The sequence below is a fragment of the Rhizobium sp. WYCCWR 11128 genome (assembly GCF_013416305.1).
Classification (GTDB): domain Bacteria; phylum Pseudomonadota; class Alphaproteobacteria; order Rhizobiales; family Rhizobiaceae; genus Rhizobium; species Rhizobium indicum.
Genome location: NZ_JACCEZ010000006.1, coordinates 44,035 through 70,639, shown reverse-complemented (window position 1 = coordinate 70,639; position 26,605 = coordinate 44,035). Strand labels below are relative to the sequence as shown.

The 26,605-nt window shown below is 59.8% G+C and carries 27 protein-coding genes; 3 read left to right on the top strand and 24 right to left on the bottom strand.

The genetic code is table 11. The features are described from left to right. Positions 1-2: 2 nt before the first annotated feature. From HX898_RS19330 to araD, 4 genes are read right to left on the bottom strand one after another with little or no spacing between them, the layout of a single operon-like run. A complete protein-coding gene (locus tag HX898_RS19330; protein WP_138333029.1) occupies positions 3-1,520 on the bottom strand; it encodes an aldehyde dehydrogenase (NADP(+)) in 1,518 nt (505 codons plus the stop codon). Between the two features lie 60 nt (positions 1,521-1,580). Beyond that, the gene (locus HX898_RS19325; RefSeq protein WP_018245656.1) at positions 1,581-2,291 is read right to left on the bottom strand and encodes a ribonuclease activity regulator RraA; all 711 of its coding nucleotides are present in this window, start codon (positions 2,289-2,291) and stop codon (positions 1,581-1,583) included. A 20-nt stretch (positions 2,292-2,311) separates the two neighbouring features. After that, entirely contained in the window at positions 2,312-3,502 is a 1,191-nt protein-coding gene (locus tag HX898_RS19320) for a mandelate racemase/muconate lactonizing enzyme family protein (protein WP_180195433.1), read from the bottom strand. A 9-nt stretch (positions 3,503-3,511) separates the two neighbouring features. Then, a complete protein-coding gene (gene araD / locus HX898_RS19315; RefSeq protein ID WP_138333034.1) occupies positions 3,512-5,248 on the bottom strand; it encodes an L-arabinonate dehydratase in 1,737 nt (578 codons plus the stop codon). Between the two features lie 143 nt (positions 5,249-5,391). Here araD and HX898_RS19310 point away from each other — a divergent pair, with 143 nt between their 5' ends. Next, positions 5,392-6,111: a GntR family transcriptional regulator gene (locus HX898_RS19310; protein WP_138388954.1), complete on the top strand. Its 720-nt coding sequence runs from the start codon at positions 5,392-5,394 to the stop codon at positions 6,109-6,111. A 29-nt stretch (positions 6,112-6,140) separates the two neighbouring features. Here the strand turns inward: HX898_RS19310 and HX898_RS19305 are convergent, their stop codons facing one another. From HX898_RS19305 to HX898_RS19270, 8 genes are all read right to left on the bottom strand, one after another. After that, positions 6,141-7,088: a 2-hydroxyacid dehydrogenase gene (locus tag HX898_RS19305; RefSeq protein ID WP_138333038.1), complete on the bottom strand. Its 948-nt coding sequence runs from the start codon at positions 7,086-7,088 to the stop codon at positions 6,141-6,143. Then, positions 7,085-8,719: an ABC transporter ATP-binding protein gene (locus HX898_RS19300; RefSeq protein WP_138388956.1), complete on the bottom strand. Its 1,635-nt coding sequence runs from the start codon at positions 8,717-8,719 to the stop codon at positions 7,085-7,087. Before HX898_RS19300 ends, HX898_RS19305 begins: the two co-directional genes overlap by 4 nt. Next, on the bottom strand, positions 8,712-9,638 hold the full coding sequence (locus tag HX898_RS19295; RefSeq protein WP_171597921.1) for an ABC transporter permease: 927 nt from the start codon (positions 9,636-9,638) through the stop codon (positions 8,712-8,714). Before HX898_RS19295 ends, HX898_RS19300 begins: the two co-directional genes overlap by 8 nt. Before the next feature lie 3 nt (positions 9,639-9,641). Further along, entirely contained in the window at positions 9,642-10,556 is a 915-nt protein-coding gene (locus HX898_RS19290) for an ABC transporter permease (protein ID WP_129417459.1), read from the bottom strand. Positions 10,557-10,715: 159 nt separating this feature from the next. Continuing rightward, positions 10,716-11,591: a DMT family transporter gene (locus HX898_RS19285; protein ID WP_180195432.1), complete on the bottom strand. Its 876-nt coding sequence runs from the start codon at positions 11,589-11,591 to the stop codon at positions 10,716-10,718. A 271-nt stretch (positions 11,592-11,862) separates the two neighbouring features. Then, complete coding sequence (locus tag HX898_RS19280; RefSeq protein WP_173863068.1) at positions 11,863-12,321, bottom strand: hypothetical protein; 459 nt, start codon at positions 12,319-12,321, stop codon at positions 11,863-11,865. Continuing rightward, a complete protein-coding gene (locus tag HX898_RS19275) occupies positions 12,318-12,782 on the bottom strand; it encodes an NUDIX domain-containing protein (RefSeq protein ID WP_180195431.1) in 465 nt (154 codons plus the stop codon). The genes HX898_RS19280 and HX898_RS19275 overlap by 4 nt, the downstream gene beginning before the upstream one ends. A 24-nt stretch (positions 12,783-12,806) precedes the next feature. Then, the gene (locus HX898_RS19270) at positions 12,807-12,974 is read right to left on the bottom strand and encodes a hypothetical protein (protein ID WP_171597916.1); all 168 of its coding nucleotides are present in this window, start codon (positions 12,972-12,974) and stop codon (positions 12,807-12,809) included. Between the two features lie 199 nt (positions 12,975-13,173). On the opposite strand from HX898_RS19270, the gene HX898_RS19265 reads away from it, so the two are divergent. Next, positions 13,174-13,854, top strand: a complete 681-nt coding sequence (locus tag HX898_RS19265; protein ID WP_138333046.1) for a redoxin domain-containing protein — start codon at positions 13,174-13,176, stop codon at positions 13,852-13,854. A gap of 53 nt (positions 13,855-13,907) precedes the next feature. On the opposite strand, the gene ugpC is transcribed toward HX898_RS19265, so the two are convergent. The 9 genes from ugpC to HX898_RS19220 form a co-directional block, all read right to left on the bottom strand. Continuing rightward, complete coding sequence (gene ugpC, locus HX898_RS19260; RefSeq protein ID WP_138333125.1) at positions 13,908-14,978, bottom strand: sn-glycerol-3-phosphate ABC transporter ATP-binding protein UgpC; 1,071 nt, start codon at positions 14,976-14,978, stop codon at positions 13,908-13,910. Positions 14,979-15,045: 67 nt separating this feature from the next. Continuing rightward, entirely contained in the window at positions 15,046-16,344 is a 1,299-nt protein-coding gene (locus HX898_RS19255) for a D-tagatose-bisphosphate aldolase, class II, non-catalytic subunit (protein ID WP_180195430.1), read from the bottom strand. After that, positions 16,341-17,294, bottom strand: coding sequence for an SIS domain-containing protein (locus tag HX898_RS19250; RefSeq protein ID WP_138333050.1), 954 nt, complete (start codon positions 17,292-17,294; stop codon positions 16,341-16,343). The genes HX898_RS19255 and HX898_RS19250 overlap by 4 nt, the downstream gene beginning before the upstream one ends. 11 nt (positions 17,295-17,305) lie before the next feature. Continuing rightward, on the bottom strand, positions 17,306-18,139 hold the full coding sequence (locus HX898_RS19245) for a carbohydrate ABC transporter permease (protein WP_020486869.1): 834 nt from the start codon (positions 18,137-18,139) through the stop codon (positions 17,306-17,308). Positions 18,140-18,162: 23 nt separating this feature from the next. Further along, positions 18,163-19,080, bottom strand: coding sequence for a sugar ABC transporter permease (locus tag HX898_RS19240; protein WP_180195429.1), 918 nt, complete (start codon positions 19,078-19,080; stop codon positions 18,163-18,165). Continuing rightward, positions 19,077-20,333, bottom strand: a complete 1,257-nt coding sequence (locus HX898_RS19235) for a sugar ABC transporter substrate-binding protein (protein ID WP_128459253.1) — start codon at positions 20,331-20,333, stop codon at positions 19,077-19,079. Before HX898_RS19235 ends, HX898_RS19240 begins: the two co-directional genes overlap by 4 nt. Before the next feature lie 31 nt (positions 20,334-20,364). Further along, positions 20,365-21,324 carry a BadF/BadG/BcrA/BcrD ATPase family protein gene (locus tag HX898_RS19230; protein ID WP_180195428.1) on the bottom strand — a complete coding sequence of 320 codons (960 nt, stop codon included), beginning with the start codon at positions 21,322-21,324 and terminating at the stop codon, positions 20,365-20,367. Continuing rightward, positions 21,321-22,115 (bottom strand): DeoR/GlpR family DNA-binding transcription regulator, encoded by a 795-nt coding sequence (locus HX898_RS19225; protein ID WP_180195427.1) that lies wholly within the window; start codon positions 22,113-22,115, stop codon positions 21,321-21,323. Before HX898_RS19225 ends, HX898_RS19230 begins: the two co-directional genes overlap by 4 nt. A 190-nt stretch (positions 22,116-22,305) precedes the next feature. Next, positions 22,306-23,622 carry an alpha-glucosidase/alpha-galactosidase gene (locus tag HX898_RS19220; RefSeq protein WP_180195426.1) on the bottom strand — a complete coding sequence of 439 codons (1,317 nt, stop codon included), beginning with the start codon at positions 23,620-23,622 and terminating at the stop codon, positions 22,306-22,308. 99 nt (positions 23,623-23,721) lie between these two features. On the opposite strand from HX898_RS19220, the gene HX898_RS19215 reads away from it, so the two are divergent. After that, positions 23,722-24,588: a helix-turn-helix domain-containing protein gene (locus tag HX898_RS19215; protein WP_180195425.1), complete on the top strand. Its 867-nt coding sequence runs from the start codon at positions 23,722-23,724 to the stop codon at positions 24,586-24,588. Between the two features lie 190 nt (positions 24,589-24,778). Here the strand turns inward: HX898_RS19215 and HX898_RS19210 are convergent, their stop codons facing one another. The 3 genes from HX898_RS19210 to HX898_RS19200 all read right to left on the bottom strand — a co-directional run bounded on the left by HX898_RS19210 (position 24,779) and on the right by HX898_RS19200 (position 26,557). After that, positions 24,779-25,267, bottom strand: a complete 489-nt coding sequence (locus tag HX898_RS19210; protein WP_180195424.1) for a DUF417 family protein — start codon at positions 25,265-25,267, stop codon at positions 24,779-24,781. Positions 25,268-25,411: 144 nt separating this feature from the next. Beyond that, positions 25,412-25,861, bottom strand: a complete 450-nt coding sequence (locus HX898_RS19205; RefSeq protein WP_180195423.1) for a hypothetical protein — start codon at positions 25,859-25,861, stop codon at positions 25,412-25,414. A 90-nt stretch (positions 25,862-25,951) separates the two neighbouring features. Then, positions 25,952-26,557: a hypothetical protein gene (locus tag HX898_RS19200; RefSeq protein ID WP_348649472.1), complete on the bottom strand. Its 606-nt coding sequence runs from the start codon at positions 26,555-26,557 to the stop codon at positions 25,952-25,954. Positions 26,558-26,605 lie beyond the last annotated feature (48 nt).

The following is a 26,605-nucleotide window of genomic DNA, read 5'->3' as shown; positions in this document are numbered from 1 at the left end:
TTTCAGTTGCGCAGGTCTTGCGGCAACAGGTCGGCGGGGAAATTCTGGTAGGCAACGGGGCGCAAAAACCTGCGGATCGACATGGTCCCGACGCTGGTCGCGCCGAAGTTGGTCGAGGCCGGGTAGGGTCCGCCATGCACCATGGAATCGACAACCTCGACGCCGGTTGGGAAGCCGTTGACCAGCACTCTGCCCGCCTTCCGTTCGAGGATTGGCAGCAGGTCGCGGGCAAGGCCCAGATCGGCGTCGTCCATATGGATCGTTGCAGTCAGCTGTCCCTGAAAGCTTTCGGCAAGGGTGAGCAACTTTTCAGGTGAGCCGACGCGCACGACGAGGCCGAGAGGACCGAATACTTCTTCGCTGAGCGAGTGATCGGCAAGCCAGGCCGAGCCGTTGGTCTCGAACAGGTTTGGCGTTGCTTCGCGGCCGTCGCTCTGTGCCGCGAGAACCGGCGCGACGGCATTGCTTGCCCGCATGCGCTCGACACCTTCGTGATAGGCCGTGGCGATGCCTTTGGTCAGCATCGTCTGCGGCGCCACCTTTTCAAGAGCCGCCTTGGCGGCACTGGTGAACTTGTCTGCCTCCGGCCCGTCGACGACGACGGCGATACCGGGTTTGGTGCAGAACTGGCCGGCACCAAGCGTCAGGGAACCAGCCCAGCCTGAACCGATCGCCTCTGCCCGGGCAGCGGTGGCGGCCGGCAGCAGGAACATCGGATTAACGCTGCCGAGTTCCCCGAAAAAGGGGATCGGCTCAGGGCGCTGGGCGCAAAGGTCGAAGAGCGCCCTTCCGCCGGCAAGCGAGCCGGTAAAGCCAACGGCTTTGATGGCCGGATGCGTCACCAGCGCCGTTCCGACATCACGACGGCCACCCTGGATCAGGCTGAAGACGCCGGCCGGCATTCCGGTGCGCTCGATAGCGGCTGCAATCGCCTCGGCAATGATCTCACCTGTGCCGGGATGGGCTGAATGTCCCTTCACCACGACCGGGCAGCCCGCGGCAAGCGCGGCTGCCGTATCGCCGCCGGCCGTCGAGAATGCCAGCGGAAAATTCGAAGCGCCGAAGACGGCGACCGGGCCGATCGGCCGCTGCACCAGACGGATCTCGGGCCGCGGCGCCGGCTGCCGATCGGGTTGGGCCGCATCGATCCGAGCGTCGAGATGCGCGCCCTTGCGGATATGGTCGGCAAACAGTTTGAGTTGGCCGGTGGTGCGAGCGCGTTCGCCGTTGAGCCGGCCCTCCGGAAGCCCGGTTTCCTGCGTTCCGATGAGGGTGACGGCCTCGCCGCGCTTGTCGATCTCCTCGGCGATTGCCTCGAGGAAAGTGGCGCGCTCCTCGCGTGTCGTTGCCGAAAATGCTGCAAAAGCAGCTTCGGCGGCGCGGCAGGCGCGGTCGACCAGTTCCGTTGTGCCGACAGCGAAGTCACGTGCCTGCCCATGCGCCGGCTCTGACCGAAATGTCGTCGTTCCGGCAATCCATTCGCCGGCGATGAAATGCTTGCCTGAAGGGGTCCAGCTCATTGTTATTCTCCTCGGCGGAGCCTTGCTCCGTCCTGATTCCGTTGTTCAAGATGCGCCGCCTTAGCGGCCATTCACCTTCCGCCATTCGGCAAAAAGCGTCAGATTGCTTTCGTCGGTGGCCGGGTATAGGCCAATGATCGTGTGACCTTGCTTGACGCGTTCCGTCACGAAATCCTCGTAAGCGGTCATCTCCACCGCTTCATCGGCGATCTCGTCGGCAATCTCAGCTGGGATGACGATCACGCTATCGTCGTCGCCAACCATGATGTCGCCCGGGAAGACCGCCACATCGCCACAGCCTATCGGCACATTGATGTCGATTGCCTCGTGCAGCGTCAGGTTCGTCGGGCTGGAGGGACGGTTGTGATAGGCGGGGATATCAAGGCCACCGATCGTCATGGCGTCCCGGAAGCCGCCATCGGTGACGACGCCGGCGCCGCCGCGCATCATCAGGCGGGTAATCAGGATGTCGCCGGCAGAGGCTGCACGCGGATCCTTGCGGCTGTCCATCACCAGAACAGAGCCTTCCGGGCAAGTCTCGATGGCAAGCCGTTGCGGATGTTTCGGGTTGCGAAAGACGTTCATCGCGTTGCGGTCCTCGCGCGCCGGCATGTAGCGCAGCGTGAAGGCCGGTCCGACCATATTGCGGCCCTTCGGCTGCACCGGCCGAACATCCTGGACCGTCTGGTTTCTCAGGCCACGCTTGAACAGCGCTGAACAGAGCGTCGCGACGGAGACACCCATCAGCTTTTCACGGGTTGCGGGGTTCATGTTTCTCTCCTCGTTCTCATTCAGACGCCGAAACTGCGGGTTTCCACGGTCCAGTCGCGGGCTTTGCCCGCCAGGCTGCAACCAAGCCCCGGACGAGCCGGCACGATCATCCGGCCGTCCTTGATTTCGAGTTGTTCGTTGAACAGCGGCGCCAGCCAATCGAAATGCTCTACCCACGGCTCATGCGCATAGGCAGCCGCCAGGTGCAGATGGATTTCCATGGCGAAATGCGGCGCCAGGCGCATGTGTTTCGCCTCGGCGTGTGTGCAGATGCGCAAAAAGGGTGTGATGCCGCCGACACGCGGCGCATCCGGCTGAATGAAGTCGACAGCATCGGCCCGGATCAGCGCCATGTGCTCGTCGGCGCTTGCCAGCATTTCGCCGGTGGCGATCGGCGTGGCAAGTTCGCGCGCCAGCGCCGCATGGCCCTCGGCGTCATAGGCATCGAGCGGCTCTTCGATCCATTCGAGGTTGAGCGGTTCGACCAGCCGGCCGAAACGCAAGGCCGTGGTGCGGTCCCATTGCTGGTTTGCATCGACCATCAGCGGGACACGGCCATCGATATGGCTGGTCACCGCATCGAGCCGGCGAAGGTCGATCATCGGGTCCGGCTGCCCGACCTTGATCTTGATGCCGCCGATACCGGAGGCGATCGAGTGATCGATGGCATCGCGGATTTCCTCGACAGTCGATGACAGGAAGCCGCCGGAGGTGTTGTAGCAGGCGACACTGTCGCGATGGGCGCCAAGCAGTTTTGCGAGCGGCAGGCCGGCGCGTTTCGCCTTCAGGTCCCAGAGGCAGATGTCGATGGCGGCGATTGCCTGGGTTGCAATGCCGGAGCGGCCGACCGAGGCCCCGGCCCAGCAGAGCTTGTCCCAAATGCGCGCGGTATCGTTGGGATCTTCGCCAATCAGGTTGTCGGCAAGCTCGCAGGCATGTGCATAAAGGGCAGGTCCGCCTGCCCGCTTCGAGTAACTGAAACCGAGCCCATTATGGCCAGCCTCGGAGACGATCTCGCAAAACAGAAAGGCCACCTGCGTCAGCGGCTTCTGCCGGCCCGTCAACACCTTGGCATCGCTGATCGGCCGCGCCAACGGCAGGTAAACGAGCGACAGGGTGACCGATCGGATAGCGTCCAGCTTGGACGGACCGGCAGCGAAGCCAGCCTTCGGAGGCTGTGCGGGAATCGTACGTCGATCGGGATCAAACATCGTGGTGCCTCAGTTGATTGCCGGTTCCGGCGTCTTGCCACCGAATTCCGTGGTCAGGAAATCAAAGTCGCAGCCTTTGTCGGCCTGCTCGATATGGCCGGAGAACATGAAGCCGTAACCGCGCTCGTAATGCCGCGTCGGCGCCACCCAGGCGGCCCGCCGCGCTGTGATCTCTTCTTCGGAAACCAGCATATTGAGGCTGCGTGCCGGAATATCAAGCTCGACCATGTCCCCTGTTCTCAGCAGCGCCAGAGGCCCGCCAACATAAGATTCCGGTGCGACATGCAGCACGCAGGCACCGAAACTGGTTCCGGACATGCGGGCGTCCGAGATGCGTACCATGTCGCGCAAGCCGAGCTTCAACAGCGCCTTCGGCATCGGGATCATGCCCCATTCCGGCATGCCCGGCCCACCCTGGGGGCCGGCGTTGCGGAGCACGAGAACCGTGTCCGGCGTTAATGGATAGTCGGGATCATCGATGATCTTCTTCATCTCCGCATAACTGTCGGCGACCAGCGCCGGGCCGCAATGGCGATGGAATTTCGGGTCGCAGGCCGCTGGTTTGATAACCGCGCCATCGGGACAGAGGTTCCCCTTGAGCACGGCCAGCGAACCTTCGTGATAGACCGGGTTCGACAATGGCCGGATAACGTCGTCATTGTAGATCTTCACCTGGTCGAGACCATCCAACAAGGGTTTTCCCGTCACGGTAATCGCGGTGGGATCCAGTTTGTCGCCGAGCTGCTTCATCAGGGCGCGCAGGCCCCCTGCATAAAAGAAATCCTCCATCAGATAGGTCGAACCAGAAGGCCGGATGTTGGCGAGAACCGGCGTCGTGCGACCGATGCGATCGAGATCATCGAGCTCCAACGGGACACCGGCGCGGCGGGCCATGGCAATCAGGTGAATGATGGCATTGGTGGAGCAGCCGGTCGCCATGGCGACCGTGACCGCGTTGTCGACGGCCGCCGGAGTGATGATCTGATCCGGCGTCAGATCCTCCCACACCATGTCGACGATGCGGCGGCCACAGGCCGCCGACATGCGCTGATGGTTGGCGTCGGCCGCGGGGATCGAGGATGCGCCCGGCAGCGTCAACCCCATAGCCTCGGCGATCGCCGTCATCGTCGACGCCGTGCCCATGGTCATGCAATGGCCGTAACTGCGGGCGATCCCGCCTTCTATGCCCTGCCACTCCTCCTGGGTGATCGTGCCGGCACGCCGCTCGTCCCAGTATTTGAAGCCGTCGGTACCGGAGCCTAGCGTCTTGCCGGCATAGTTGCCGCGCAGCATCGGGCCGGCAGGGAGATAGACGAAGGGAATGCCCATGCTGACTGCGCCCATGACCAGGCCCGGTGTCGTCTTGTCGCAGCCACCCATCAGAACGGCGCCATCGACAGGATGGCTCCGCAGCAGTTCCTCGGTCTCCATCGCCAGCATATTGCGATAGAGCATCGTGGTCGGCTTGACGAAGTTTTCGGAAAGGGAAAGAGCAGGCAGTTCCATGGGGAACCCGCCCGACTGAAGAATTCCGCGCTTCACCCATTCGGCGCGTTCGCGGAAATGCATGTGGCACGGCTGCGCATCGGACCAGGTGTTGATCACGGCAATGATCGGCTTCCCCTGCCAATCCTCCGGCGCGTAACCCATCTGCATCGTCCGCGATCGGTGGCCGAACGAGCGCTGATCATCCGGCAGCATCCATCGGGCGGACCGCAATTGCTCGTAGGTTTTCTTCGCGGTCACGGCTTTCTCCCACCTTTTCGCTTGCTTATCTCAGCGTTTGCACCAACTGATATTTTAGTTTGACATATATATCAATGGAAAGTTTGCATTCTTGTGCATTAGGTCGTGCAAAGCTATGAATGGAATCGAAAAGGACGCCTCACATGAATTCCCAGTTCGCCTCCACATTCGGCCTGACTGCACCCGGCTTTCCGGTCGTCGCCGGCAGTACGGTCCAGCGGGTCTATGATGATCTGCGAAAGCGCATCATCACCATTCAGCTGCCGCCAGACACCACGCTGTCGCGCACCGAGCTCACCGAGACTTATGAAGTCAGCCAGACTCCCATTCGTGACGCATTGCAGCTTCTCAAACAGGAGGGTCTGGTTCGCATTTATCCGCAGTCCCGCACTGTGGTGACCAGGATCGACGTGCTGCAAATTTACGAGGCGCATTTCCTTCGCGTCGCGCTGGAATCGGAAGTCTGCCGCCGCCTCGCGACCGATCCGGATCCGGATCCAAGCGTCATCACCCGCGCCCGCTCGATCATCAAAATGCAGTCGGCGGTCGCCGACGACGCCGATCAGATCGCGATCTTCCAGGAGCTCGACGAGCTCTTTCACCAGACATTGTTCGCAGGCGCCAAGCGCAGCAGCCTGCATCAGCTGGTTCGCGAGCGGTCCGGCCATCTCGAGCGCATTCGTCGTCTGCATCTGCCCGAAAAGGGCAAGATCATGAGCATCCTCGAGGGTCACCACGCCATCATCGACGCAATTGCCGCCCGCGACGAACAGGGTGCCGTCGACGCGATCCGTGAGCATCTCAGCCAGACCGTCGCAAAAGTCGAAGAGCTCAGGAAGGAGTTCCCGGATTACTTCGTCTGAACCTGCCGCGTCGCGGGTTTCAGTCGGGGTCAATTGACCGGCGTCAGCAGCGGCCTGCCTGCGAAGAAGGCGGCAAGGTTGTCGACCGTCAATTGCGCCATCCTGTCGCGCGTTTCCTCGGTACCGCTGGCATGATGGGGATAGAGCACGACGTTGTCGAGCGCTGCGAAGCGCGGATCGGGATTGGGTTCGTTGAGGTAGACATCGATGCCGGCCGAGGCGATCCGCCTTTCCTGCAAGGCCTTAATCAAGGCCGGCTCGTCGACCACGGTGCCGCGGGCAATGTTGATGAAGCTGCCCGTCGGTCCGAGCGCATTCAGCACGTCTGCCGAAATCAACCCTTCGGTCGAGGGCCCGCCAGGGGTTGCGACGATCAGGATATCGGCCCAGTCCGCCAGTTTGACCGGTGTGTCGAAATAGGTAAAATCGTTGCCGGCTTTCTTCGTCCTTCCATAATAGCCGACCGTCAGCCCGACAGCTTCGCATCGCTTGGCAATCGCCATCCCTATGCGGCCGAGGCCGACGATCCCGGCCTTCTTGCCCGACGTCGACGTCGTCAGCGGCATCATGCCCTTCTGCCCCCAGTCGCCGGAGCGCACATAGCGATCGCCTTCCGGCAGGCGCCGTCGTGCCGCCAGCATCAGAAGCAGTGCCATGTCGGCAACGTCGTCGCAAAGCACCTCCGATGTGTTGGTGAGCTTGATGCCGCGCCGTGTCATCGCCTCGACATCCATCTGGTCGTAGCCAGCCGAGGAACAGGCGGCGAGCTTTAATGCCGGCAATTTCGAAAGCAGGGCTTCGTCGATCGTCACATGGCCGTTGCAGACCAGTGCGGAAGAGATCGGGCCGGCTTGCTGCAAGAGAGCATCCCGCTCTTCGCCTTTGACAAGATCGAGCCGGTGCAGCGTATAGGTCTCCTCCAGCATTGCCATCTGATGGGGCCGGAGCGGATAGGCGACGATGACATCGGGCTTCATGCGGAAACGAGTCCTTCCTGTAGTTGGCGGGCGGCGCGTCGGGTGGCCTGGATTTCCGGATCGGGATCGAGGCTCGCGGCAAGAAGCGCCTGCGTGTAGGGGTGGGAGGGCGCGTTGAAGATCTGTTCCACCGGCCCCTCCTCGACAATCTCGCCGGCCTTCATGACAATGACGCGATCGGCGAAATCGCGAACCACCGGCAGGTCGTGTGCGATGAAGAGGTAAGACAGGCCGAATTCGCGGCGCAGGCCCTCAAGCAGGGCAATCACCTGTGCCTGGATCGACACGTCGAGCGCGGAAACCGCCTCGTCGCAGATGATCAGTTTCGGCTCCATAGCCAGCGCCCGGGCAATCGCGATGCGCTGGCGCTGGCCGCCGGAAAACTGATGTGGATACCGATCGGCCATATCCGGTTTCAGGCCAACCTTGACCAGCAACTCGGCCACTCTCTCCTTCCACCTCGCTTTCGGCAGGATATCCGGGTGAATGACCCAGGCCTCCGAAATCAACCGGAACACGCTCATCCGCGGGTTCAGTGACTGGGTGGGGTCCTGAAAGACCATCTGCAAATCGCGACGCAGCCCGAATATTTCTCTCGGGGTCATCGCAAGCAGATCGTTGCCGCGGTAGAGAACCTGGCCCTCCTGCGGATCATCGAGCCGAACGATCGCCCGGGCAAGGGTTGACTTGCCGGAACCGCTCTCGCCGACAACGGCAACCGTTTCGCCGGGCATGATGACGAAATCCACGCCCTTCAGCGCCTGGAATGCGCCAAAACTCTTTTTCAAGCCAATGGCGCGCAGCAGCGGTTCGCCCTGCCGGTCACGCTCCTGGGCCATCGCACCCTTCCCCGGTGCGGCAGCAATCAGCTTCTTCGTATAGGCGTTCTGCGGGTTGCGATAGACTTCGGCCGCATTGCCGGTTTCGACGACACAGCCGGAATTCATCACCACGACCCGGTCGGCGATCTCGGCAACGACGCCCAAATCGTGGGTGATCAGCAACAGGCCCATGCCGGTTTCCTGCTGCAACTCCTGCAGAAGTTCGAGCACCTGCGCCTGCACGGTAACATCAAGCGCGGTGGTGGGTTCATCCGCGATCAGGATATCGGGCTTGCAGGCAATTGCCATGGCGATCATCAGGCGCTGCCGCTGGCCGCCGGAGAACTGGAACGGATATTTTCGCATCGCCGCCTGCGGATCGCTTATGCCGACGCGCCCGATCAATTCGAGCGCCCTCGCGCCAGCGCGTTCCGCCGACTGACCATGCGTCGTCATCATCTCGGTGATTTGCCAGCCGACCGGATAGACCGGATTGAGGTGGGCGAGAGGGTCCTGAAAGATCATGGCGATCTTGGCGCCGTTGATCGAGCGCCGCTCCTCGGGCGTCATTTTCAGCATGTCGCGGCCGTTGAGGAGAATGGTGCCGCTGGTGATCTTGCCAGGTGGCATGTCGATCAGGTTCATGATCGCCGAGGCCGACACGGACTTGCCCGAACCGCTTTCCCCAAGGATCGCCAGCGTCTCGCCGCGATCGAGATGCCAGCTGACATCCTGCACCGCCTTGACGGTCCCGCTGGCGGTGTGGAACTCGACCGAGAGGTCACGCACTTCCAAAAGATGTTCAGCCATTTTTCCTGCCCCTCATTTCAAGGCGCCAGCGTTGCGTCGGATCGAGTGCGATACGCAGCCAATTCGACAGAAGGTTCAGCGACAGCGTCGTCAGAATGATTGCAAGGCCCGGCCAGAAGGAAAGCCACCAGGCATTGGTGAGATAGGGTCGTCCTTGAGCAACCATAAGACCCCAGGTGATCTCAGGCGCCTGAATGCCGATCCCAAGGAATGACAGGGAGGATTCCGCCAGCATGACGAAGGCGAAATCCAGCGTCGCGATGGTCACCAGCGTGGGGAAGATCACCGGCAGGATGTGATGGAAGATAATGCGCCAGTACGATGCTCCCATGACCTTCGCCGCCTGCACGAACATCCGCTCGCGCACTTCCAGCACTTCGGCGCGCGTGGTGCGCAGATAGATGGGAATGCGGGTGATCGCCAGGACGAGGACGATATTGGTGACCGAGGGCTCGAGCATGTAGAGCACGATCACCGCCAGAAGCAGCGACGGAAAGGACATGATGACGTCGCCGAGGCGCATGATCCATTGAGCCGCGGAGGAGCGGCTGTAACCCGCCACCAGACCGAGCGCCGTACCGACGACGGATGATGCGAGCACGGCTGCCGCGGCAACCAGGATGGTATTTTGCGCCGCCACGATGACGCGGGCAAGAAGCGGCCTGCCCAGCGCATCGGCGCCGAGGACATAGAGCAATCCGCGGGTGATATCGAACGGCGGCGCGTTCCGGCCCCGCAGGTTCTGCTTGGTGGCGATGGCCTCCAGCAGGAACGGGCCAAACAGCGCGCAGAGCAGAACGATCAAAAGGAACAGAGCCGCGAAAAAAGCGAGCTTGTCCGCCCACAGCATCGTCAGCCAGCGCCCGATCGGGCTGTTTGGTTTTTTCTCGGCGAGGATTTGTGTGTCGGCCATCGTCATCGCTCAATACCGGATGCGCGGATCGAGCAGCGCATAGGCGATGTCGATCAACAGGTTCATGATGAAGATCGCGAGTGCCGAGACCATGATGACGGCCAGCACGACGGCGAAATCGCGAAGCAAAATGGAATCGATCATCAGCTTGCCGATTCCAGGAAAACCAAACACCGTCTCGACGACAACGGCGCCGTTCAAGATGGCTGCCGCCTGGTCGCCGATGACTGTGATCACCGGCAGCATGGCGTTGCGCAGTCCATGAATGAAGATGATCGAGTTCGAGCGGACCCCCTTGGCGCGGGCCGTCTTCACATAGGCGGAAGACAGAACACTGATCATCGAGCCGCGGACCACCTGCAGGATCAGGCCGAAAGGCCGGATGAACAGCACGCTGACCGGCAGGACCCAGTGCCAGAAAGTTCCCGTTCCCGATGTCGGCAGGACATGCAGTTTGACGGCGAAAATGACGATCGCCACGATGGCCAGCCAGAAATCCGGCGCCGCAGCGCCGATCAGCGAGAAGAAAGTGGCAAGACGGTCGAAGACGCCGCCGACACGAAAGGCCGCCAGAGAACCGATGACGATCGCGGCGACCGTGACCAGCGCCATGGTGATGGCAGCCAGCCAGAAGGTCCAGACGAAGGCCTCCAGCACGACATTCATGGCCGGACGGGCCTGTCGCAGTGACTGACCGAAATTGCCTTGGGCAAGATCCGAGACATAACGGCCGAACTGGATGATCAACGGATCGTTGAAACCGTTCATCTCACGGAATTGCTGGCGCATTTCCGTGGTCGCATCGATCGGCAGATAGAGGTCGGTCGGATCGCCCGTCAGCCGGGAAAGGAAGAACACGATGACGATAAGCACCACGAGTGATACGCCACTGGCGATCGCGCGCTTGCCGATGAAACTCTTCATGCCACTCCTCCCGAGTGAACCCCATAGGGGCCGTGATGTCCGGTTTCGTCTTCGTCTACGCTGCCTGTCATACCCCTCCGGCAATAGGCACGGCTCGACGACCAGTCGCTACAACTGAAATATTAGTGCATCTAAAATTTTTGTGAACCCCAAAAATGATCAGGGCTTATCAACCGGCGGGTTGCGTCGCCATGTCATGCCGCGGGTTCCAATAATGGCCGCGCCGATGATCACCGCCGCGCCGATCCAAGTCTCTGCGGCCGGAACTTCCGCGAAAAATGAGAAGGCCATGAGGGCCACGACGGGCAGTCGGAGAAAGTCGAGCGGTGCCAGAACGCTTGCGGCCGCCATACCGAAGGCGCGTGTGATCAGCGTCATGTTGAGTGCGCCGAGTGCCCCTTGCATGGCAAGCAGTCCGAGTTGGCTCCAGCTTGGCATTGACCAGACCGGCAGCATGACGATCAGGCCAAGCGGCACCGTCGCTATCAGATTCCATGCAACCAGCCGGTCGGCGCTATCCCTCAATGCCATGCGCCGCAGCATCAATTGGCTGGCTGCCGTCAAGACCGCTCCTGCCAGCGCAAAAAGCAGCCATTGGTCGAAACCGGACGCTCCAGGGCGAATGATGATCATGACGCCGATAAAACCTGCGACAATGCCGGCCAAGCTGGAGATGCCGACATGTTCCTTGAGCACCAGCCACGCACCGAGAACGAGAAACATGGGCATGGTGAAATTGATCGCCGTCGCATCGGCGAGTGGCGCGTGCGCAAAGGCGACGAACAAAGCAACCAGTGAGGCAAGCTTCAGACCCGCACGCACGACATGCAGGACACGATAGGGAGAGGCTTTCAGGTCGACCCGTGACACGATCCAGGGCGTGACGACAAGAAGTCCGAAAAACGACCGGAAAAAGCCGATCATCAATGGATGCACGTCACCGGCCAGCAAACGCACAATGACTGCGTCGAGACTATTTAAAAAAGCGGCGGCCACCATTAAGCAGACGGCAAGGCCTGTGCGACCAGGCTGCATCACACTTCTCCTGATCGAACAAGGGTGAACCCTGCTATATCGACCATTCGATACAGCTGCGCGTTGAACCGGCAATCCATTGGAAATAAAGCCTTCCTGGCGTGTCTGCTTATCTCCCGCTCCCACGGTTTGCCGCGGCTGAGACCACTCGTTCTCACCAGGGGCCGGCAGCATCCGTTATCTCCGGCGCGGATTAACGGCTTTATCTCAATCCATCAGCCGCCGTCCACACGGACAGAGCGCATTGCCTACAGGGCCGCCCTCGCCCCCGCTAGTGGATCACTCCGTTCGTTTTCGCCCGGTTCGAGAACTGGTGGACGAGCATGATCCCCTGCTCAAGGAGCAACTCGGCCGCCTGCAGATCGCGTGGCGTCAGGTCTCCGGATAGACCGCGAATCGTATTGGCGACGCAGATGGAGTTGGCGACGAAGCGGGCGTCGCCCTCACCTTCAGCCTCCTCGGCCGTTGCTTCCAAGGCGTCGGCGACGGTGTCGAGCAGGCTCGAGCGTTCGACGAGCGTCATGTCGTTCAGGGTTTTGGAAATGCCGTTCATAATTGTCTCCTCGCGTGTGCTCAAGGCGGATCGCAGCTCCGTTTTCTCGATTTCAGTGACGTGGCGGTGACTGTCAGATAGGATGGCTGTTTTCAGAAGCAACTCATGGCTGCCGCGCACCTGACGCATGAGTGAAGCGAGATCGGACGGCTCAATCAATAATTTCGGGCCGATCATTCCAGATGCGTCAGGAGGTCGGCAATCATCGGCCGCTGCCCTTTCAACAGCTTTATGGCTGCGTTGGGCGGGGAAAACCACCCCGCGCGATCGACTTCCGGAAAGCTCTTTACCTGGCCCGACCGTGGTGGCCATTCCATTTCAAATTCGGAACTCTGTATCGAATTCACGTCCAGTACCGGATCGGCTTCGATCGACCACGCAACAACCATCTTTCCGCCAGGTTGTCGGTATTCGCCCAACGGCGTGAACCTGCCATCGACTGCTACACCCAGCTCTTCGGCAGTTTCCCTTATTGCCGCCGCGAGCTCATCTTCTCCAGGTTCGATCAACCCCTTCGGGATCGACCACGCAGCCTCGTCTTTCCTGGCCCAGAAAGGGCCGCCCGGATGGACGAGAAGCACTTCGATGTCCCTGGAAACACGCCGGTATAGCAGAAGTCCGGCGCTACGGATTGCCATCGCCTTGTGCCCTTGTTGTGTCGATCACGAGGCCAGGCATTCCTCACAGATGCCGCAGCCGTCATCGTCCATCCACTGACGCCGGCGCTTACAGCAAAGGCAAGCACGACTATCGGGTTGTTCCTTCGTGTCTTCCGGTGGAATGATCTCGATCGTCGTGTCGATTAGAGTGTCGGCCACAAGTTCCGCCATCTCGTTGCTCCATCAGTCTATTCTAAATAAGATAGGAGCGGCGATCGATACCGGCAAGCTCTCGACGCCGGTCGGAGCGGCAAATGGCATTCCGAACCACATTTGGCGATCTCAACATCGAACGCTGGGCCTTCTTGCGACAAGTGGTATAGTTAAATTTCGGTCGTCTACCTAGACGATACGACAAAGGAATTGTTCCATGGGAGACCAGAAGCGCCCGCTGCAACCAGGAGAAACCGCCCCGGCCTTCGCACTGGCCACGGCCAACTTCGACGGAACGGTCTCTTTCGCCGACTTGAGCGGTCGCCCGTTCGTGATCGGGTTCTTTCGCGGGCTGCACTGCCCGTTCTGCCGGCGCCAGCTAGAGCAGCTTGCCGGCGTACAGCCGACCCTGCGCTCCGCCGGGGTGGAGACTGTTGCCGTGATCAACACGCCGGTGGAACGTGCCCGCCTGTATTTCCGCCACCGGCCGACGCCGATAACGCTTCTGTGTGACCCGGATTGCCGCACGCACCGGGCCTACGGTGTGCCGCATGGCGAGTTCCTGCCCGAAGGAAGCTGCGAGCAGCCCGAATGGCCCTATGGCGCAACGATGGCGCAATTCCAGGCGGCACGCATCAACCCCACGGGCGAGCTGCCGGAACCGCTGCACCCGATGGAAGCCAACACCGTACTCAACGCCAAGGACGGCTTCGAGCTTGACGAAGTCGATAATGCGATCTTCGCGAACCACGCTACCCAGCTCGTCGGGCACTTCCTGGTCAATGCGAACGGCACCATCGGCTGGGCACAAATCGAGGCGCTCGACGGACCGAACAGCCTCTCCATCTTCCCGACCGCGGCGGAGATCATCGCCGCCGCTGGCAGCCTTGGACGCTGACCTGCAGCGAACCATCTGCCAGCGTTGGCGAACTGTCCGGAAAAATTGGCACGTTACACGGACCTTAACCGTTTTTCGGTTTTTGCGTCGAACAGATGCAGTTTACTGAGATCCGGGGTAATGACGATCTGGTCGCCGGCGCGGAGATCAAGGCGCTCTCTTACCGTTGCAACGAGGTGATCGGCGCCAAACTTCGTGGTTATCTGGATCTCAGCACCGGTAGGCTCGACGAGAACGACCTCAGCGGCAACAGGGCCTTGTCCGATTGCGAGATGTTCAGGGCGAATGCCGTAGATAAGCTGCGCGCCGCGTTCCAGTGACGCTGCTTCCGGCAGCGGCAACCTGCCTCCGCCGTCCGCGATCAACTCCAGCGGCCCCGAAGTGCTGACCTGGCCTCGAATAAGGTTCATCGCCGGCGAACCGATGAAGCCCGCCACGAAAAGGTTTGCCGGCCGGTCGTAGAGATCGAGCGGCGAGCCTATCTGCTCGACGAAGCCGTCCCGCATCACAACAATCCGATCGGCCATCGTCATGGCCTCGATCTGGTCGTGGGTGACGTAAATGGTCGTTGTCTTCAGTCGCTGATGCAGTTGCTTGATTTCCGAACGCATCTGGACACGCAGCTTTGCGTCTAGGTTCGACAATGGTTCGTCAAACAGGAAGACCTGCGGATTTCTGACGATGGCACGGCCCATCGCCACACGTTGGCGTTGGCCACCCGACAGATTTTTCGGATATCTATCGAGCAGATGCTCGAGCCCCAGAATTTCAGCGGCCTCTCGAACACGTTGCCTGGTCTGTTCCTTGGGTGCTTTCGCCAGCTTGAGCGAAAAACCCATATTCGCCTCGACTGTCAGATGGGGGTAGAGCGCATAGGACTGGAAAACCATCGCAATATCGCGTTCTTTTGGCGCGACATTGTTCACGACCTTGCTGCCGATCGATATCCGGCCAGCTGAAATCTCTTCGAGGCCGGCGATCATTCGCAACAATGTCGACTTCCCGCACCCGGACGGACCGACCAGGATCACGAATTCGCCATCTTGGATATCAATATCCACCCCATGCAGAACTTCGAAGTGACCGTAGCTCTTGCGGGCATTCGCCACACTTACTGACGCCATAACTTTCTCCGGCTGAATGTTGATATCTTCGGGACGCAGCCGCTCGTCTGACACGGCTGTCGATTGCTTATCGGATTGCCGTGGCGGCTGAATAAGGCGCCAATGCCGCGTCGATCGCAGCAAGGCAGAGTTCGCGGGCCTTCGGAGCGACCCGCTTTGACACCACGTCGGAATATAGTCGGCCGAGATATTGGCTGATCAGAGTTTCGGGGATTTCATCGGGGAGCCGGCTGAACAATTCGCCGACCGCGGCGGATGCGCGAGGATCCGGCCAGTAATAGCGAATTCGATCACTATAGCTGAAATGCCGTTGCAGTCGCTCCTCATCGGGACTGCCGCCATAGTGGCCCGCCCAGCTTGCCGGTTGTTCGACCATGATTTTTTCCATGGTCGCCACCAGTCCGGTTCGTGGCGTCTTCCCGGCAAGCACGTCAGCGATCGCATCGAGACCGTACAGCGCTTCGCGCAGCGCGAAAGTCAGCCCTGGTCCGACCTTGAGGATTGCAAAGCCGCCGTCAACGAGAGCAGACAAGGCTTCGGCCGGTTGGTAGTCGGTGGAATGTGCTTCGAAAACCAAGCCGGGCATGTCGTCCAGCGAACGAATGAGGCTCTTGGCCCGTTCAGGCTTGTAGAGCGCCACGTCCGTGTTACCAAATTCCACGCCCGGCTGAACCACGATCCCAATGACCCGCTCCATTGCCGACGCCAAACCTGCTTCGGCAAACGACGCCCGGTGAACCGCCAGCGTTTTCATCGCCGCATCGGCCCGGGTAATTTCGATTTCTTCGAGTGCGTGCGTTGCACCACCTGGAGGCGGCACCTCGGTTCCGATGATATAGACCGGCGGACGGCGGCCTGAACGAAGAGCGGCCTCTTCAGCGGCCTTTGCCAATCGAGCGGCCCGCGCCGCGGTCAATTCGTCATCGAGCGCCGTGGGTTCACCGGCACAGCCCATCGACGTGTCCAGGTGAATCTTTTCAAACCCTGCCTCGACATAGGCCGTCACCATAGCCGCGGCGCGCAGCATTGCCTCCTCGGCCGCCAACTTTCTCCAGGGGTTGGGACCGAGGTGATCGCCTCCGAGGATGATGCGTTCGGCTGGAAAGTCAGTCGCTGCGGCGATGTCCTCGATGAACCTGCGAAAGTCCGCCGGCGTCATCGCGGTATAGCCGCCCTCCTGATTGACCTGATTGCAGGTGGCTTCGATGAGGACCGCCCGGTGCTCCATGCCGGCACGCCGAAGCGCTGCCTCGATGACCAGCGGATGCGCCGAGCAGACCGAAGTGACGCCATGGGGAAAAGGCAGGCTTCGGGCACCGAAAAGCTTTCGCAGCGCGATCTGCCGGTTCTCTTCGATCGACGTCATGCGAGCGTTACAACCTTCGTCAGGTGACGGGGAGAGACCGTGTCGATTTGCCGAGCCTGCGCGGCGCGTTCGCCGAGGACCTGCAGCGCCGGAAGGACAACGAGACCCGCAAGCGACAGATCGACATCGACGGCCAGTTCCAGATCGCCTGGACCACCCACACCGATGACGACCGCGCCTTTTTCTCTCAGTTCTCCCACCAGTTTCGTCTCCGCCTCCCGTTGGTCGGAGCTGTACAGCATGACCGCAACCGTCTTCCCGTCAACGAGGCTGATCGGCCCATGCCGGTATTCCAGCGGATGGAAAGCCTGGGTCATGATCTGGCTCATTTCCATGAGCTTGAGCGCTCCCTCCAGGGCGACACCGAAGAGGGGGCCTCCACCGAGAAAGACGAAGTGCGACCGGTCGGCGATAATTCCAGGAAGTGCGGCATCGAGAGCGCTCGCCAGCTGGCGGGCGGAATTCACGACAGAGGCGGGAACCTTCTGCCCGATCATCTGCAAACCGAGAAGGACCATGAGACTCGCGGATACCGTCATGACGATCCCTTCGTCCGGATGGGTTTCGGCCGCGACCATCCGATCGCAATTTTTCGCCAGAGAGCTTTCCGGTTCGACGGTTATCGCCGTCACAAAGGCGCCGGCGGCGCGGCTTGCCTTTGCTGCGGCGACTGTCTCTGTCGTCTCACCGCTCCGGGAAAGTGCGACGACGTGCGTGTTGCGCCACTCCGGCCAGAAGGCCGAGGGGCGGTTTTGCCATTCGGCACCGGGCACCGCGATTGCCTTGCGTCCGGCCATATTGGCATAGGCTGCTAGCGCAAGCGCCAGATTGAAGGACGTGCCGCAGCCGACGAAGACGAGCAGCTCCGCCCTATCGGCAGCTGAATTCGAGCCGATCGCCTTCTCCCAGTAGGGAAATTGCTCGAAAATGACTTTTTCGGTCGTGTTCATGAAGTCTCCGATTATTTGACTGAACCAGCCAACAGGCCGCTGACGAGGTAACGGTTGAGGAAAATGACGACGAGGGCGGGGATGACGATGGCGATCGAGCCGCTCGCTGTGATGAGCCCGTAGTCGATGAAGTTCTTCGTTACGAATTCCGGGATCAGAACCGTTAGCGGCTTCGTTGCCTGCGGCGAAAAAATGAGCGGCACGAGATACTGTCCCCAGGCACCAAGAAAGGTGAGGATCGCCGCGGCCGTCAGACCCGGTCCGGCCAGCGGCAGGACGATATTGAAGAAGATGTAGAGCCGGCCGGCTCCGTCGAGTTGTGCCGCCTCTTCCAGTGCGATCGGAAGAGCTTCGAACACGCTCCGCAGCAGCCATAACGACAGGGGCAGGAAGGCCGAGACATAGATCAGCGAGACGCCCAGATAGGTATCGACGAGATGCAGCTTGATCATGATCTGATAGAGCGGGATCAAGACAGCGTAGGCAGGAATGGCCAGGGTCGCGACGACAGCGACAAAAAGCGCTTTGCGGCCGGGAAACTGGAGCCTGGTGAATGCGTAAGCCCCAAGAGAGGATATCGCGACGCAAAGCAGCGTAGCGGCGATTGATGTCACCACGCTATTGAGCAATGCGGCACGGAACTGTTTGAACACCTCCACACCCCCGATCCGGGCGATATTGATGCCGAGCAGCCGGGAGTAGTGATCGAGCGTAAAGTGCTGCGGAAAGAAGTTGATCGGTCGGGTCGAAAAGTCTTCGCTTGGAGTAACCGAACTCGCGATGGTCCAGTAGATTGGCCCCAGAGACCAGATCAACAGGACGACGACACCGGTCCAAATCATCATTCGATAGGCAATAGTGGATCTCATCAGTCGAACCGTGTGTTGCGATAGACACGAAGGACGTAGACGAGCGAAATCAGCAGAGACACGAGAGTGATCACGACCGATAGCGCCATGCCATACGAGAAGCGGAGGTTCTGGAAGGTTTCGAGGTAGATCTGGACGAGCACCGGTCGGGTCTCGAGGCTGGCACCCGCCAGAACCCAGGCCTCGTCGAAGAGATTGAAAGCGTTCACGGTTGCGTTGGTCATGGCGACAGCGATCGCACTGCGAACCAGCGGCAGGGTTACCCATCCGAACATCTGAATGCGCGTGGCTCCATCGATCCGCGCAGCCTCGTAGAGATGCGCAGGGATGCTCTGCATCGCGGCAAGGACGATAACGATCGTCAAAGGCATCATGCGCCAGACGTGGACCACCGTTACGGCGACGATGGCGCTGGCGCGATCGTTGAACCAGACGTGATTTTCGAAAGGGAGCCCGAGCGCCGAAAGAATGCCGTTCAACAGACCCGCGCCCGGTTGATAAATCCAAAGCCATATGACCGAGTTCACAACGCCGGGCAGCGCCCAGGGCAAGATCACTGCTGCGAGCACCCATTGCCGCCCGACCTTGATCTGATTGATGAGAGCGGCGGCAAGAACGCCGAACACGGTTTCGGCGGTGACGGCCAGAACAACGTACATGAGCGTGTTGCTCCAGGTCGTCGCGAGCTGGCCATCCGACAGCATTCGGCTGTAGTTTTCCAGGCCGATGAATGGCGTGCCGGCCTGCATGGGGTTGACCCTGTGCAGGCTGTCCCAGACGGTTCTTCCCATCGGGTAGAAGACCAAAGCTGCCATCGTGAGAACGATGGGCGACACCAACAGCAAGCCGAGTGTGGCGTCGGCGTTGAAGCCGACCCCACGCTTGCTCGTGGCCTCTTCGGACGCCAAAGCTGTCATTGCGCCATTGCCTGCTTGGCGGCGGAAGCAATAGCCTCCATCGCCTGGTCGACGCTCATCTGTCCCTTGGCAGCGCTATTGATTGCCGTGTTTACACCGCTGGAAAATTGCGGATACCAAGGCGGCGTGCCCTGCGGGAACAGCGGCTCAACCGTCTTCGACTGCGCCACGAGAGCGTCGCCGCTGTTCAGCTTTCCGGACTCGTTCAGTTCGGAAAGCGCCGACGTGCGTGTCGGCAGGAAGCCGTTCACGGCATTCTTCTTCTGGAAGTCCTTGCTGGTAAACCATTTGACGAAGGCGATCGCCGCCTCCTTGTTGGGAGAGACATTTGGAATAGCCAGCGCTTCCGGAAGGCCGAAACTGCGCGTTTCACCGCTTGCCGTCGGCACGAGGATCGCCTCTACCTGGCCGGCGACTTTCGACTGCTTGGGATCGTTCATCTGGCCAAGACGACCAGGCTCACCGGAGATCATGATGCTGGTGATGCCCTGCGCGAACATGCTCTCATTGATCTGGCTGTCCTTCAAGCCGGTAGACGCCGGATCGACCAGCCCTTCCTTGAGGAGCATCAACTCGAAAGCAAGCGCCTTGTAACCAGCTGAATCCGGCGAGGTGAAGAGCGGATTGAAGTCCTTGTCGAAGAGTTCGCCACCGAAGGCTTTGGTCAGCAAGTACCAGCTCGTTGACGCGCCTTCCGTCGCTGAAACCGGTAGGCCGATCGGATACTCGACAATGCCCTTTTCCTTGATTTTCTTGGCTGCAGCGACCAGGGCGTCCAATGTTTTCGGCATTTCGGTGATGCCTGCATCCGCAAAATGCTTCTTGTTGACGAGCATAACCCGGAAGTCGTTGGTGTAGGGAATTCCCAATAACTTGCCGTCGACCGTGAAGATCTTGGCAACGCCGATATCTTTCACCGTATCGGCGTCGATCACGTCGTTGAGCGGCATATACCAACCGGCCGCGCTGAACTGACCGGTCCAGGACCAATCGAATTCGGTCACATCCGCTGGCGCTGTCCCGGCAACCAAGGCTGTCACCAGCTTCGGGCGGATGTCGTCCCACGACAGCGTCTGCAGGTCGACGTGAATACCGGTTTCGGCTTCGAAGTCAGAGGCGATGTTCGGTCCCTGCGGCGATGGCATGAGCACCGTGATCGACTGACCGGCAAGCGGCTTGGCGTCCTGGCCAAGAGCCGGTGCGGCGATTGCCAAGGCCGCCGATGCAAGTAGAGGCAAGATCAATTTATGCATGTTCCCATCCTTCATTATTCTTGAGCTCAATTCACTGGGATGTGCGGTCACCGCCTTCGGCCGTGGCCACGATTTGCCCGAACCAGCCGTCGTCCAACGGCCAGTCGAGAAGTTGGGCGGCAGCCAGGAGCGCGCCGCCAATCGGGGGAAGTTTCGGCAAAACCGTAGGCCTGCCGATTCGCCGTTCAAGCGCCTCCAAAAGAAGCCGGCTCGAAAAAGTACCGCCGGCATAGGTCCAGTCGGCATCCGGATCACAGTGGCAGGCAATTGCCTTATGGTGCTTCGCGAGTTCATCGGCGGCCTGCTCGATCAAGCCGACCGCTCCTTTGTCGCCGCCAAGTGCGATCTGATCGACGAGGGTCGAAATTGCTGCAATGTCCGCCCGTGCATTCGCCAGGGAGCTGGCCCAATCGCCGAGCCCATTCATGGGATTGCTCAAGTCGATGCCAAGGTGGTCAAACAGAGCCTTTGCGAGAGCTGTTGCCGGAGCGCGCCCGTCCAAGCTTTGGCTGACGAGATTGAGCGCCCTCTGCCCGATCCAATGGCTGCTGCCCTCGTCACCGAGGAGATCTCCCCAGCCGCCGGTCCGCGCCGACTGGCCTTTGGAATTGCGCGCCCATGCCATTGAACCCGTGCCGGAAAGAATGAGGATACCCGGCTCGCCCGCAAAAGCACCGAGGTGCGCCGCGTCGACGTCGTTGAGGACGCGCCGGTGGACGTTTGGGAATAGGCGCTCGATCGCATCCCGCTGTAGAGCCGAAAGGCGTTCGACCTCCCCGTAGGCGGGCAGTGCTGCGACGACGGCCGCCAGATTTCCTTCATCGCGAAAGGGAAGGAGATGCTGCTCCAGCTCCTGGAGCCAATTCGGATTGTCCATGGGATTGACCCCATGGCCGCGGGAACGCCGCAATATCCGCCCACGCTTGTCCGCGAGGGCAACCAGCACCTTGCTTCCGCCACCGTCGATGCCGAGGATCAGCGCGTCGCTCACTCTTTCGCCCTCACATCCGCGATTGTTGCGTCGACGCCGAAGTTGACGAGTTCCTCGCGCCAATGGCGCGAAAGCCCGGAATCGGTAATGACTTTCGCGGTGTCCAGCGGCGCGACCTTGTAAGTCGCCATGGTTCCGAATTTCGAGGAATCGGCCAGGACGAAACGATTGGCCGACCGAGCCAGCATGCGCCGGTTGAGGCTCGCTTCCGCACTGTCCACGCTGTAGATCGCACCGTCGGAGCTGATGGCGCTGGCGCCAAGAAAGAGCTGGTCGAACCATAATGTTTCCAGCATTGCCTCCGCCTGAGGTCCGACAAGCGACGCATTCTCGCTGCGCAGCTGACCGCCGAGAAGCACCACTTCCAAATTGGGAATATTCAGGAATTCCTGCGCTACCGTCAGGCCGTTGGTGAATATCCTAAGCGGCATGGGGTTGATGCGAACGAGGCGCGCAAGCTGCAGGACGGTGGTTCCCGCGTCGAGAAAGATTGCCGTACGCGGATGAAGCAGGTCGTAGGCCGCGGTGGCAATCGCCCGTTTGGCCGATAAATGGCGCTTTTCGCGCTCCTGAAATGCAACCTCAACCGACGATCCTTCGGCAATGCGCGCTCCACCATGCACTCGATCAATGGCGCCCTCCTGCTCAAGGATCTGCAGGTCTCTACGAACCGTGGCAAGCGATGCTCCGATCGCATCGGCAAGCGCCTGAATGGTCGAAAAGCCGTTCGCGTAGAGGTGGCTGCGAATGGCATCCAGTCGATCGACCTTCATTCCAACTGCCTGGCTCAAAGAAAACTCCCTCAGGATCGATCCCCAACTTCGATCACATTTTCATTTCAAATGATCAGTGTCAATCAATTTTATGACGTTTTTTGACTTATTGAAATGAAGGCTGGAATGAAAAAGACGCGCCGTGAATTCACGGCGCGCCTAAACGAATGAACTGCCATGCGCTTGTGGCTGGCTTATCCGCGGGATCTCACTGATATCTCGGCAACAAATCGCCGTGTGCATCGATCAGGTCGTCGACAAGGTTCCAGATTTGATCTGGAGACAATTCCGCAGACGTATGCGGATCGAGCAGAGCGGCTTGGTAGATGCGCTCGCGGTTTTTTGTCAGAGCCGCCTCGACCGTCAACTGCTGAACGGAAACGCTCAAGTTCATGACGGCGGAAAGCTGAGAGGGGATCCGACCGACCCGGACCGGCTGAATTCCGTTTCTGTCGACATGGCAAGGCACTTCCACAATGCATTCATCGGGCAGATTCTCGATCAGGCCGTTGTTTGGAACATTGCCGTATATCAGCGCCGGGTTGCCAGTGACCGCGGCATGAATGATGCCGGCCGCGTATTCGTTGCTGCGGCACACCTCGATCGGCTTGTCGCCTTCCAGTTCTTTGCGCAGGGCATGCCACTCTTCGATCTGCACTTCGCAGCGCCGGATGTATTCGTCCAGCGGAATATTGAGCTGATCGATCAGATCCCCTCGTCCCTCCTTGATGTACCAGGAGGTATATTCGGAAAAATGCTCGCTGGATTCGGTGACGAAGTGGCCGAGCCGTTTGAGCACATCGAACCGCACCCGATCGTCCGACGGGACGCGGCCATCGGCGGCGAGAGCCTTCAGTCTCGGATAAAGGTCTTCCCGCCGTCCGTCGCTGTGAACTTTCTCATATTTCAGGAAGAAGGCGACGTGATTGATCCCAGCCGAAACATAGTTCACGTCGGCAATGTCCTCGCCGAGGCATTGCGCGAGATGCCCGGCTGTGTGCTGCACACTGTGACACAGGCCGACGGTGCGGATTTCCGGGGCCAGATCCTTGATCGCCCAGCAGTTGATGGCCATCGGGTTGACGTACTGCATCAGAAGAGCCCGCGGGCAGACCTCCTGCATGTCTCGGCAGATCGCCTCAAGGACTGGTATCGTCCGCAAACCGCGGAAAATGCCGCCGATGCCAAGGGTGTCGGCGATCGTCTGACGCAGGCCGTATTTTTTTGGAATGTCGAAGTCCGTGACGGTAGCCGGTTTGTAGCCACCGACCTGCATCATGAGGATGACGAAATCAGACCCGCGCAGCGCTTCTCGCCGGTCGAGCGTGGCGTCGATCCTGACGTTTGAAAGCTTAAGTGACTCGCAGATCCGGCGAGCGACGATCTCTGACGTCTTCAGTCGCTCTGGATCGATATCGAAGAGGCTGATGACGTAATCGCCGCCTCTCTGCGAGGATAGGACATCTCCCAGAATGTTCTGTGCAAAAACGGTGCTACCAGCGCCTACCAGGCAAATCTTCGGCATTGCAATCTCCCTATCGGTTGTGATTGCTTATTGCTCCTTCTGGATCAGAATTTCTTCCTGACATCGGCCTATTAATTCCGGAATTCGAGTCTCAGACACATGAAACATCCCCAAAGCCGTGGCGAATGGATTGGATCGCGAGGGGAGTTCCTGATCGAGCGTCACATCGCTGATGCGATGGCCGCACCGCATTGGCACGACCACGTTGAAATAAACCTGCTCATGGCAGGCCAGATGACCTACCTTTTTAATGGAAGGCAGGAACAGGTGGAGGCCGGCCGCCTGGTTTTATTCTGGGCGGCAATTCCGCATCAGACGATCGCTGTTAGCGAAAACGCCCCGCTGGTATGCGTCTACCTTCCCCTTATCGATTTCCTAGGTCTGCCGGTGGACAGGAAAGCAAGGCAGTCGATCATGCAGGGGAGATTTCTGGCGCAGGCAAATCAGGAAACGATGGATGCGTTGACCCTCCCACGATGGGAAAAGGAATGGCAGTGCGGCAGTGCGGCAAGACGGAAATTGGTCGTGGAGGAAGCACGACTGCGAATACGACGTCTGATCCTGGACAATGCTGAAAGCGACAATTCGCCAACCCATGTCTCTCCGACATCGTTGGCCGGCCAGGCAGTGCGACACGTCGAGTTGCTGATCGACCTCATCAATTCCCGCTACGCAGATCCGGTAAGCGTAGCCGATCTCGCAAAACTCGCTGGCATGCATCCAAGCACCGCCAACAGCGCTTTCCGAAAGATTTTGGGAATATCAGTCAACGAATACCTGACCCGACATCGGATTGCCCGAGCGATGCAGCTTCTGACCGACACGGAGGATCCTGTGCTCCAGATCGGTTTTGACTGCGGGTTTGGTTCCAGCAGTCGCTTCTACGAGATTTTCAAGGAGCGAACGGGGACGACCCCCCGTCATTTCCGAGAAGCGGTGAACTCCAAGAACACTCCGGCGCCTTGAACCAATTCGAACCGGGAACCCATATCCATTTTTCGTGAGATAATAGGGATTTACGGAACCAAGCACTTTTCCGCTATGGCACGTCACTATGCGGCTGCAGCAGGATCGCGCCTTTCCGTAGCAAATCTCAGCCGGGGCACGAACGACGCTGGAGCGTAGCACCATAAGGTAACAACATGATCACCCGCCGTCATGAGGGCACAAGCGCCCCTCTGTGGCGGAACGAAGCACGTAGCAGCACGAGGGAGGCCGCTAGCAGAACTGCGTCTTTCAGTAGAAACTGCCCTGGTGCAGCCGAAATCGCGGGAAAGCCGCCGGCAGTCGGCTCCGCGACACCAGGGGTGGTGATAAAAAAGGTCAGCGTAATCAGGTACGTTGCGGCTGACATTAGTGCGCCGAGCGTAGAGAATAGTGGACGAAATGCACCAAGGATCAGAACAATAGCGGTTGATAGCTCGATAACGCCGATGAAATAGCTCTGCCCCTGCGTCCCGAACATGCCCAGCCAGCTCATGATAGGGCTGTGTCCGATAAACGGGGCGATACCATCAGCCTCGTATGCTGTGAACTTCATCCCGCCGAACCACAGAAATACGATCACAAGAGCCCACCTAAGTAGGGCGAGTTCCTTCCGGTCCTGCTCGGGCACAAGAAATTCGTAACGGTCAAAAATGCTCATCTAAAACTCCTCAATAGTAGTTGGTCTGGTAGCACGTCACGAGCGAGTATATGCGCCGATCATACACCGTTAGGCGAGAGATGCGATTGGCTGTTGTTTCGCGGTGCTAACCGCTGCATCTGCGGCGGCTGAGGCAGAGGCGCCTTATGCAACGTCTTCCACAGTGATGTCCCGGCCGTTGAACTGCACGGTCTCCCCTGTTCGGGCGCCTTCGATCGCCTCGAAGATCGGCGCCATCGTGGAGATGCCCATGAGCTCACGCCCCTGGCATGTGAACTTGCTCGTTGACACTGCGATCACGAAGTAGCGGCCGGACAGCTTGACGACAGCGCCTTCGTTGACGGCTGACTTGGGGCCGAAATCGATCGTCCTGAGCTTTTCGAGTTTATCGCCGTAGTCTTCCAGAGTGTCATCAAGCGCCTCGGCAAAGTCGCTCGCGACCTCGGCCTGAGCCAGTTCGTCGTTCTCGATCGGTTCGCTCCGGTCGACCCGAGCGGTGGAGACGTAATCCAGATAATTGTCGCGAGCGCTATGTAAGGCTGCGGTCTCCAGCGAAAGCATAGTTTCTCGAATGTGGTCTTTATTCCAATCCATCATAACCTCGTTGTGTTCGGTAGTCCAAAATGCTCTCAAGGCTGGTCCGTGACCGCGTCGGCTGATGACCGCATACGCTCGTCGACACCGCTATTCATCGCTGATGACGTCTTCTCCCTGGTAGGGGATTCTAATCAGCCGAGAATCTCGGATGATGCTTGTGACGAGCCAGACATATGACTGCTCGGCGGTATCGAAGCCGAGGATGCTGAAGGCTCCGCCGAACGGGCATGGTGGGAAGTCTGGAAAGCCCTCCCGCAGAACGTAGCGCTCTGGATCATGCTCAAACTCGTTCTTGTAGACTTTGCGCAATCCATGCTTGCTCGGCACATCCTGGTCACCGGTCGGCGCTGTTTCCCGATGCGCTACAAGCCTTTCGGAAAGGTCGCGGTGGCATATTCCGTCGAACACGTCGAATGCGTCGATCAACAGGCCCTTGTGCCCGGTTGCTGGATCGGTGATTGCATAGATGTTGGAAGCATCTTCGGCATCACTCCCGCTCTCGAGGCGCAACGCTGCATTGACGTGAATGGCGCACGGATCGAAGGTCGATCCTAGTTCGAGATCGACGAGATTGCCATCCTTGATGCGGTATTCGCGGTCATAGCCCTTGGCGATGAACGACTGGACTGCTTCTAGAACGTCGGTCACTTGGGATGTCATACATGCACCTTCATCTCGAGTTGGATTGGACACGCTCCCGCATGAGGCGCGCTGTGATCCGTCAGATGACGGCGAAGAAAG

Coding starts and splice junctions, on each gene's coding strand:
- HX898_RS19320 (WP_180195433.1), bottom strand. CDS start 3,502: ATGTTTGATCCCGATCGACGTACGATTCCCGCACAGCCTCCGAAGGCT.
- HX898_RS19280 (WP_173863068.1), bottom strand. CDS start 12,321: ATGATCGGCCCGAAATTATTGATTGAGCCGTCCGATCTCGCTTCACTC.
- HX898_RS19310 (WP_138388954.1), top strand. CDS start 5,392: ATGAATTCCCAGTTCGCCTCCACATTCGGCCTGACTGCACCCGGCTTT.
- HX898_RS19245 (WP_020486869.1), bottom strand. CDS start 18,139: ATGATGATTTGGACCGGTGTCGTCGTCCTGTTGATCTGGTCTCTGGGG.
- HX898_RS19270 (WP_171597916.1), bottom strand. CDS start 12,974: ATGGCGGAACTTGTGGCCGACACTCTAATCGACACGACGATCGAGATC.
- HX898_RS19215 (WP_180195425.1), top strand. CDS start 23,722: ATGAAACATCCCCAAAGCCGTGGCGAATGGATTGGATCGCGAGGGGAG.
- HX898_RS19210 (WP_180195424.1), bottom strand. CDS start 25,267: ATGAGCATTTTTGACCGTTACGAATTTCTTGTGCCCGAGCAGGACCGG.
- HX898_RS19330 (WP_138333029.1), bottom strand. CDS start 1,520: ATGAGCTGGACCCCTTCAGGCAAGCATTTCATCGCCGGCGAATGGATT.
- HX898_RS19255 (WP_180195430.1), bottom strand. CDS start 16,344: ATGACGTCGATCGAAGAGAACCGGCAGATCGCGCTGCGAAAGCTTTTC.
- HX898_RS19275 (WP_180195431.1), bottom strand. CDS start 12,782: ATGGCAATCCGTAGCGCCGGACTTCTGCTATACCGGCGTGTTTCCAGG.
- HX898_RS19300 (WP_138388956.1), bottom strand. CDS start 8,719: ATGGCTGAACATCTTTTGGAAGTGCGTGACCTCTCGGTCGAGTTCCAC.
- HX898_RS19305 (WP_138333038.1), bottom strand. CDS start 7,088: ATGAAGCCCGATGTCATCGTCGCCTATCCGCTCCGGCCCCATCAGATG.
- HX898_RS19265 (WP_138333046.1), top strand. CDS start 13,174: ATGGGAGACCAGAAGCGCCCGCTGCAACCAGGAGAAACCGCCCCGGCC.
- ugpC (WP_138333125.1), bottom strand. CDS start 14,978: ATGGCGTCAGTAAGTGTGGCGAATGCCCGCAAGAGCTACGGTCACTTC.
- HX898_RS19250 (WP_138333050.1), bottom strand. CDS start 17,294: ATGAACACGACCGAAAAAGTCATTTTCGAGCAATTTCCCTACTGGGAG.
- HX898_RS19220 (WP_180195426.1), bottom strand. CDS start 23,622: ATGCCGAAGATTTGCCTGGTAGGCGCTGGTAGCACCGTTTTTGCACAG.
- HX898_RS19205 (WP_180195423.1), bottom strand. CDS start 25,861: ATGGATTGGAATAAAGACCACATTCGAGAAACTATGCTTTCGCTGGAG.
- HX898_RS19290 (WP_129417459.1), bottom strand. CDS start 10,556: ATGAAGAGTTTCATCGGCAAGCGCGCGATCGCCAGTGGCGTATCACTC.
- HX898_RS19295 (WP_171597921.1), bottom strand. CDS start 9,638: ATGACGATGGCCGACACACAAATCCTCGCCGAGAAAAAACCAAACAGC.
- HX898_RS19240 (WP_180195429.1), bottom strand. CDS start 19,080: ATGACAGCTTTGGCGTCCGAAGAGGCCACGAGCAAGCGTGGGGTCGGC.
- HX898_RS19235 (WP_128459253.1), bottom strand. CDS start 20,333: ATGCATAAATTGATCTTGCCTCTACTTGCATCGGCGGCCTTGGCAATC.
- HX898_RS19285 (WP_180195432.1), bottom strand. CDS start 11,591: ATGCAGCCTGGTCGCACAGGCCTTGCCGTCTGCTTAATGGTGGCCGCC.
- HX898_RS19325 (WP_018245656.1), bottom strand. CDS start 2,291: ATGAACCCCGCAACCCGTGAAAAGCTGATGGGTGTCTCCGTCGCGACG.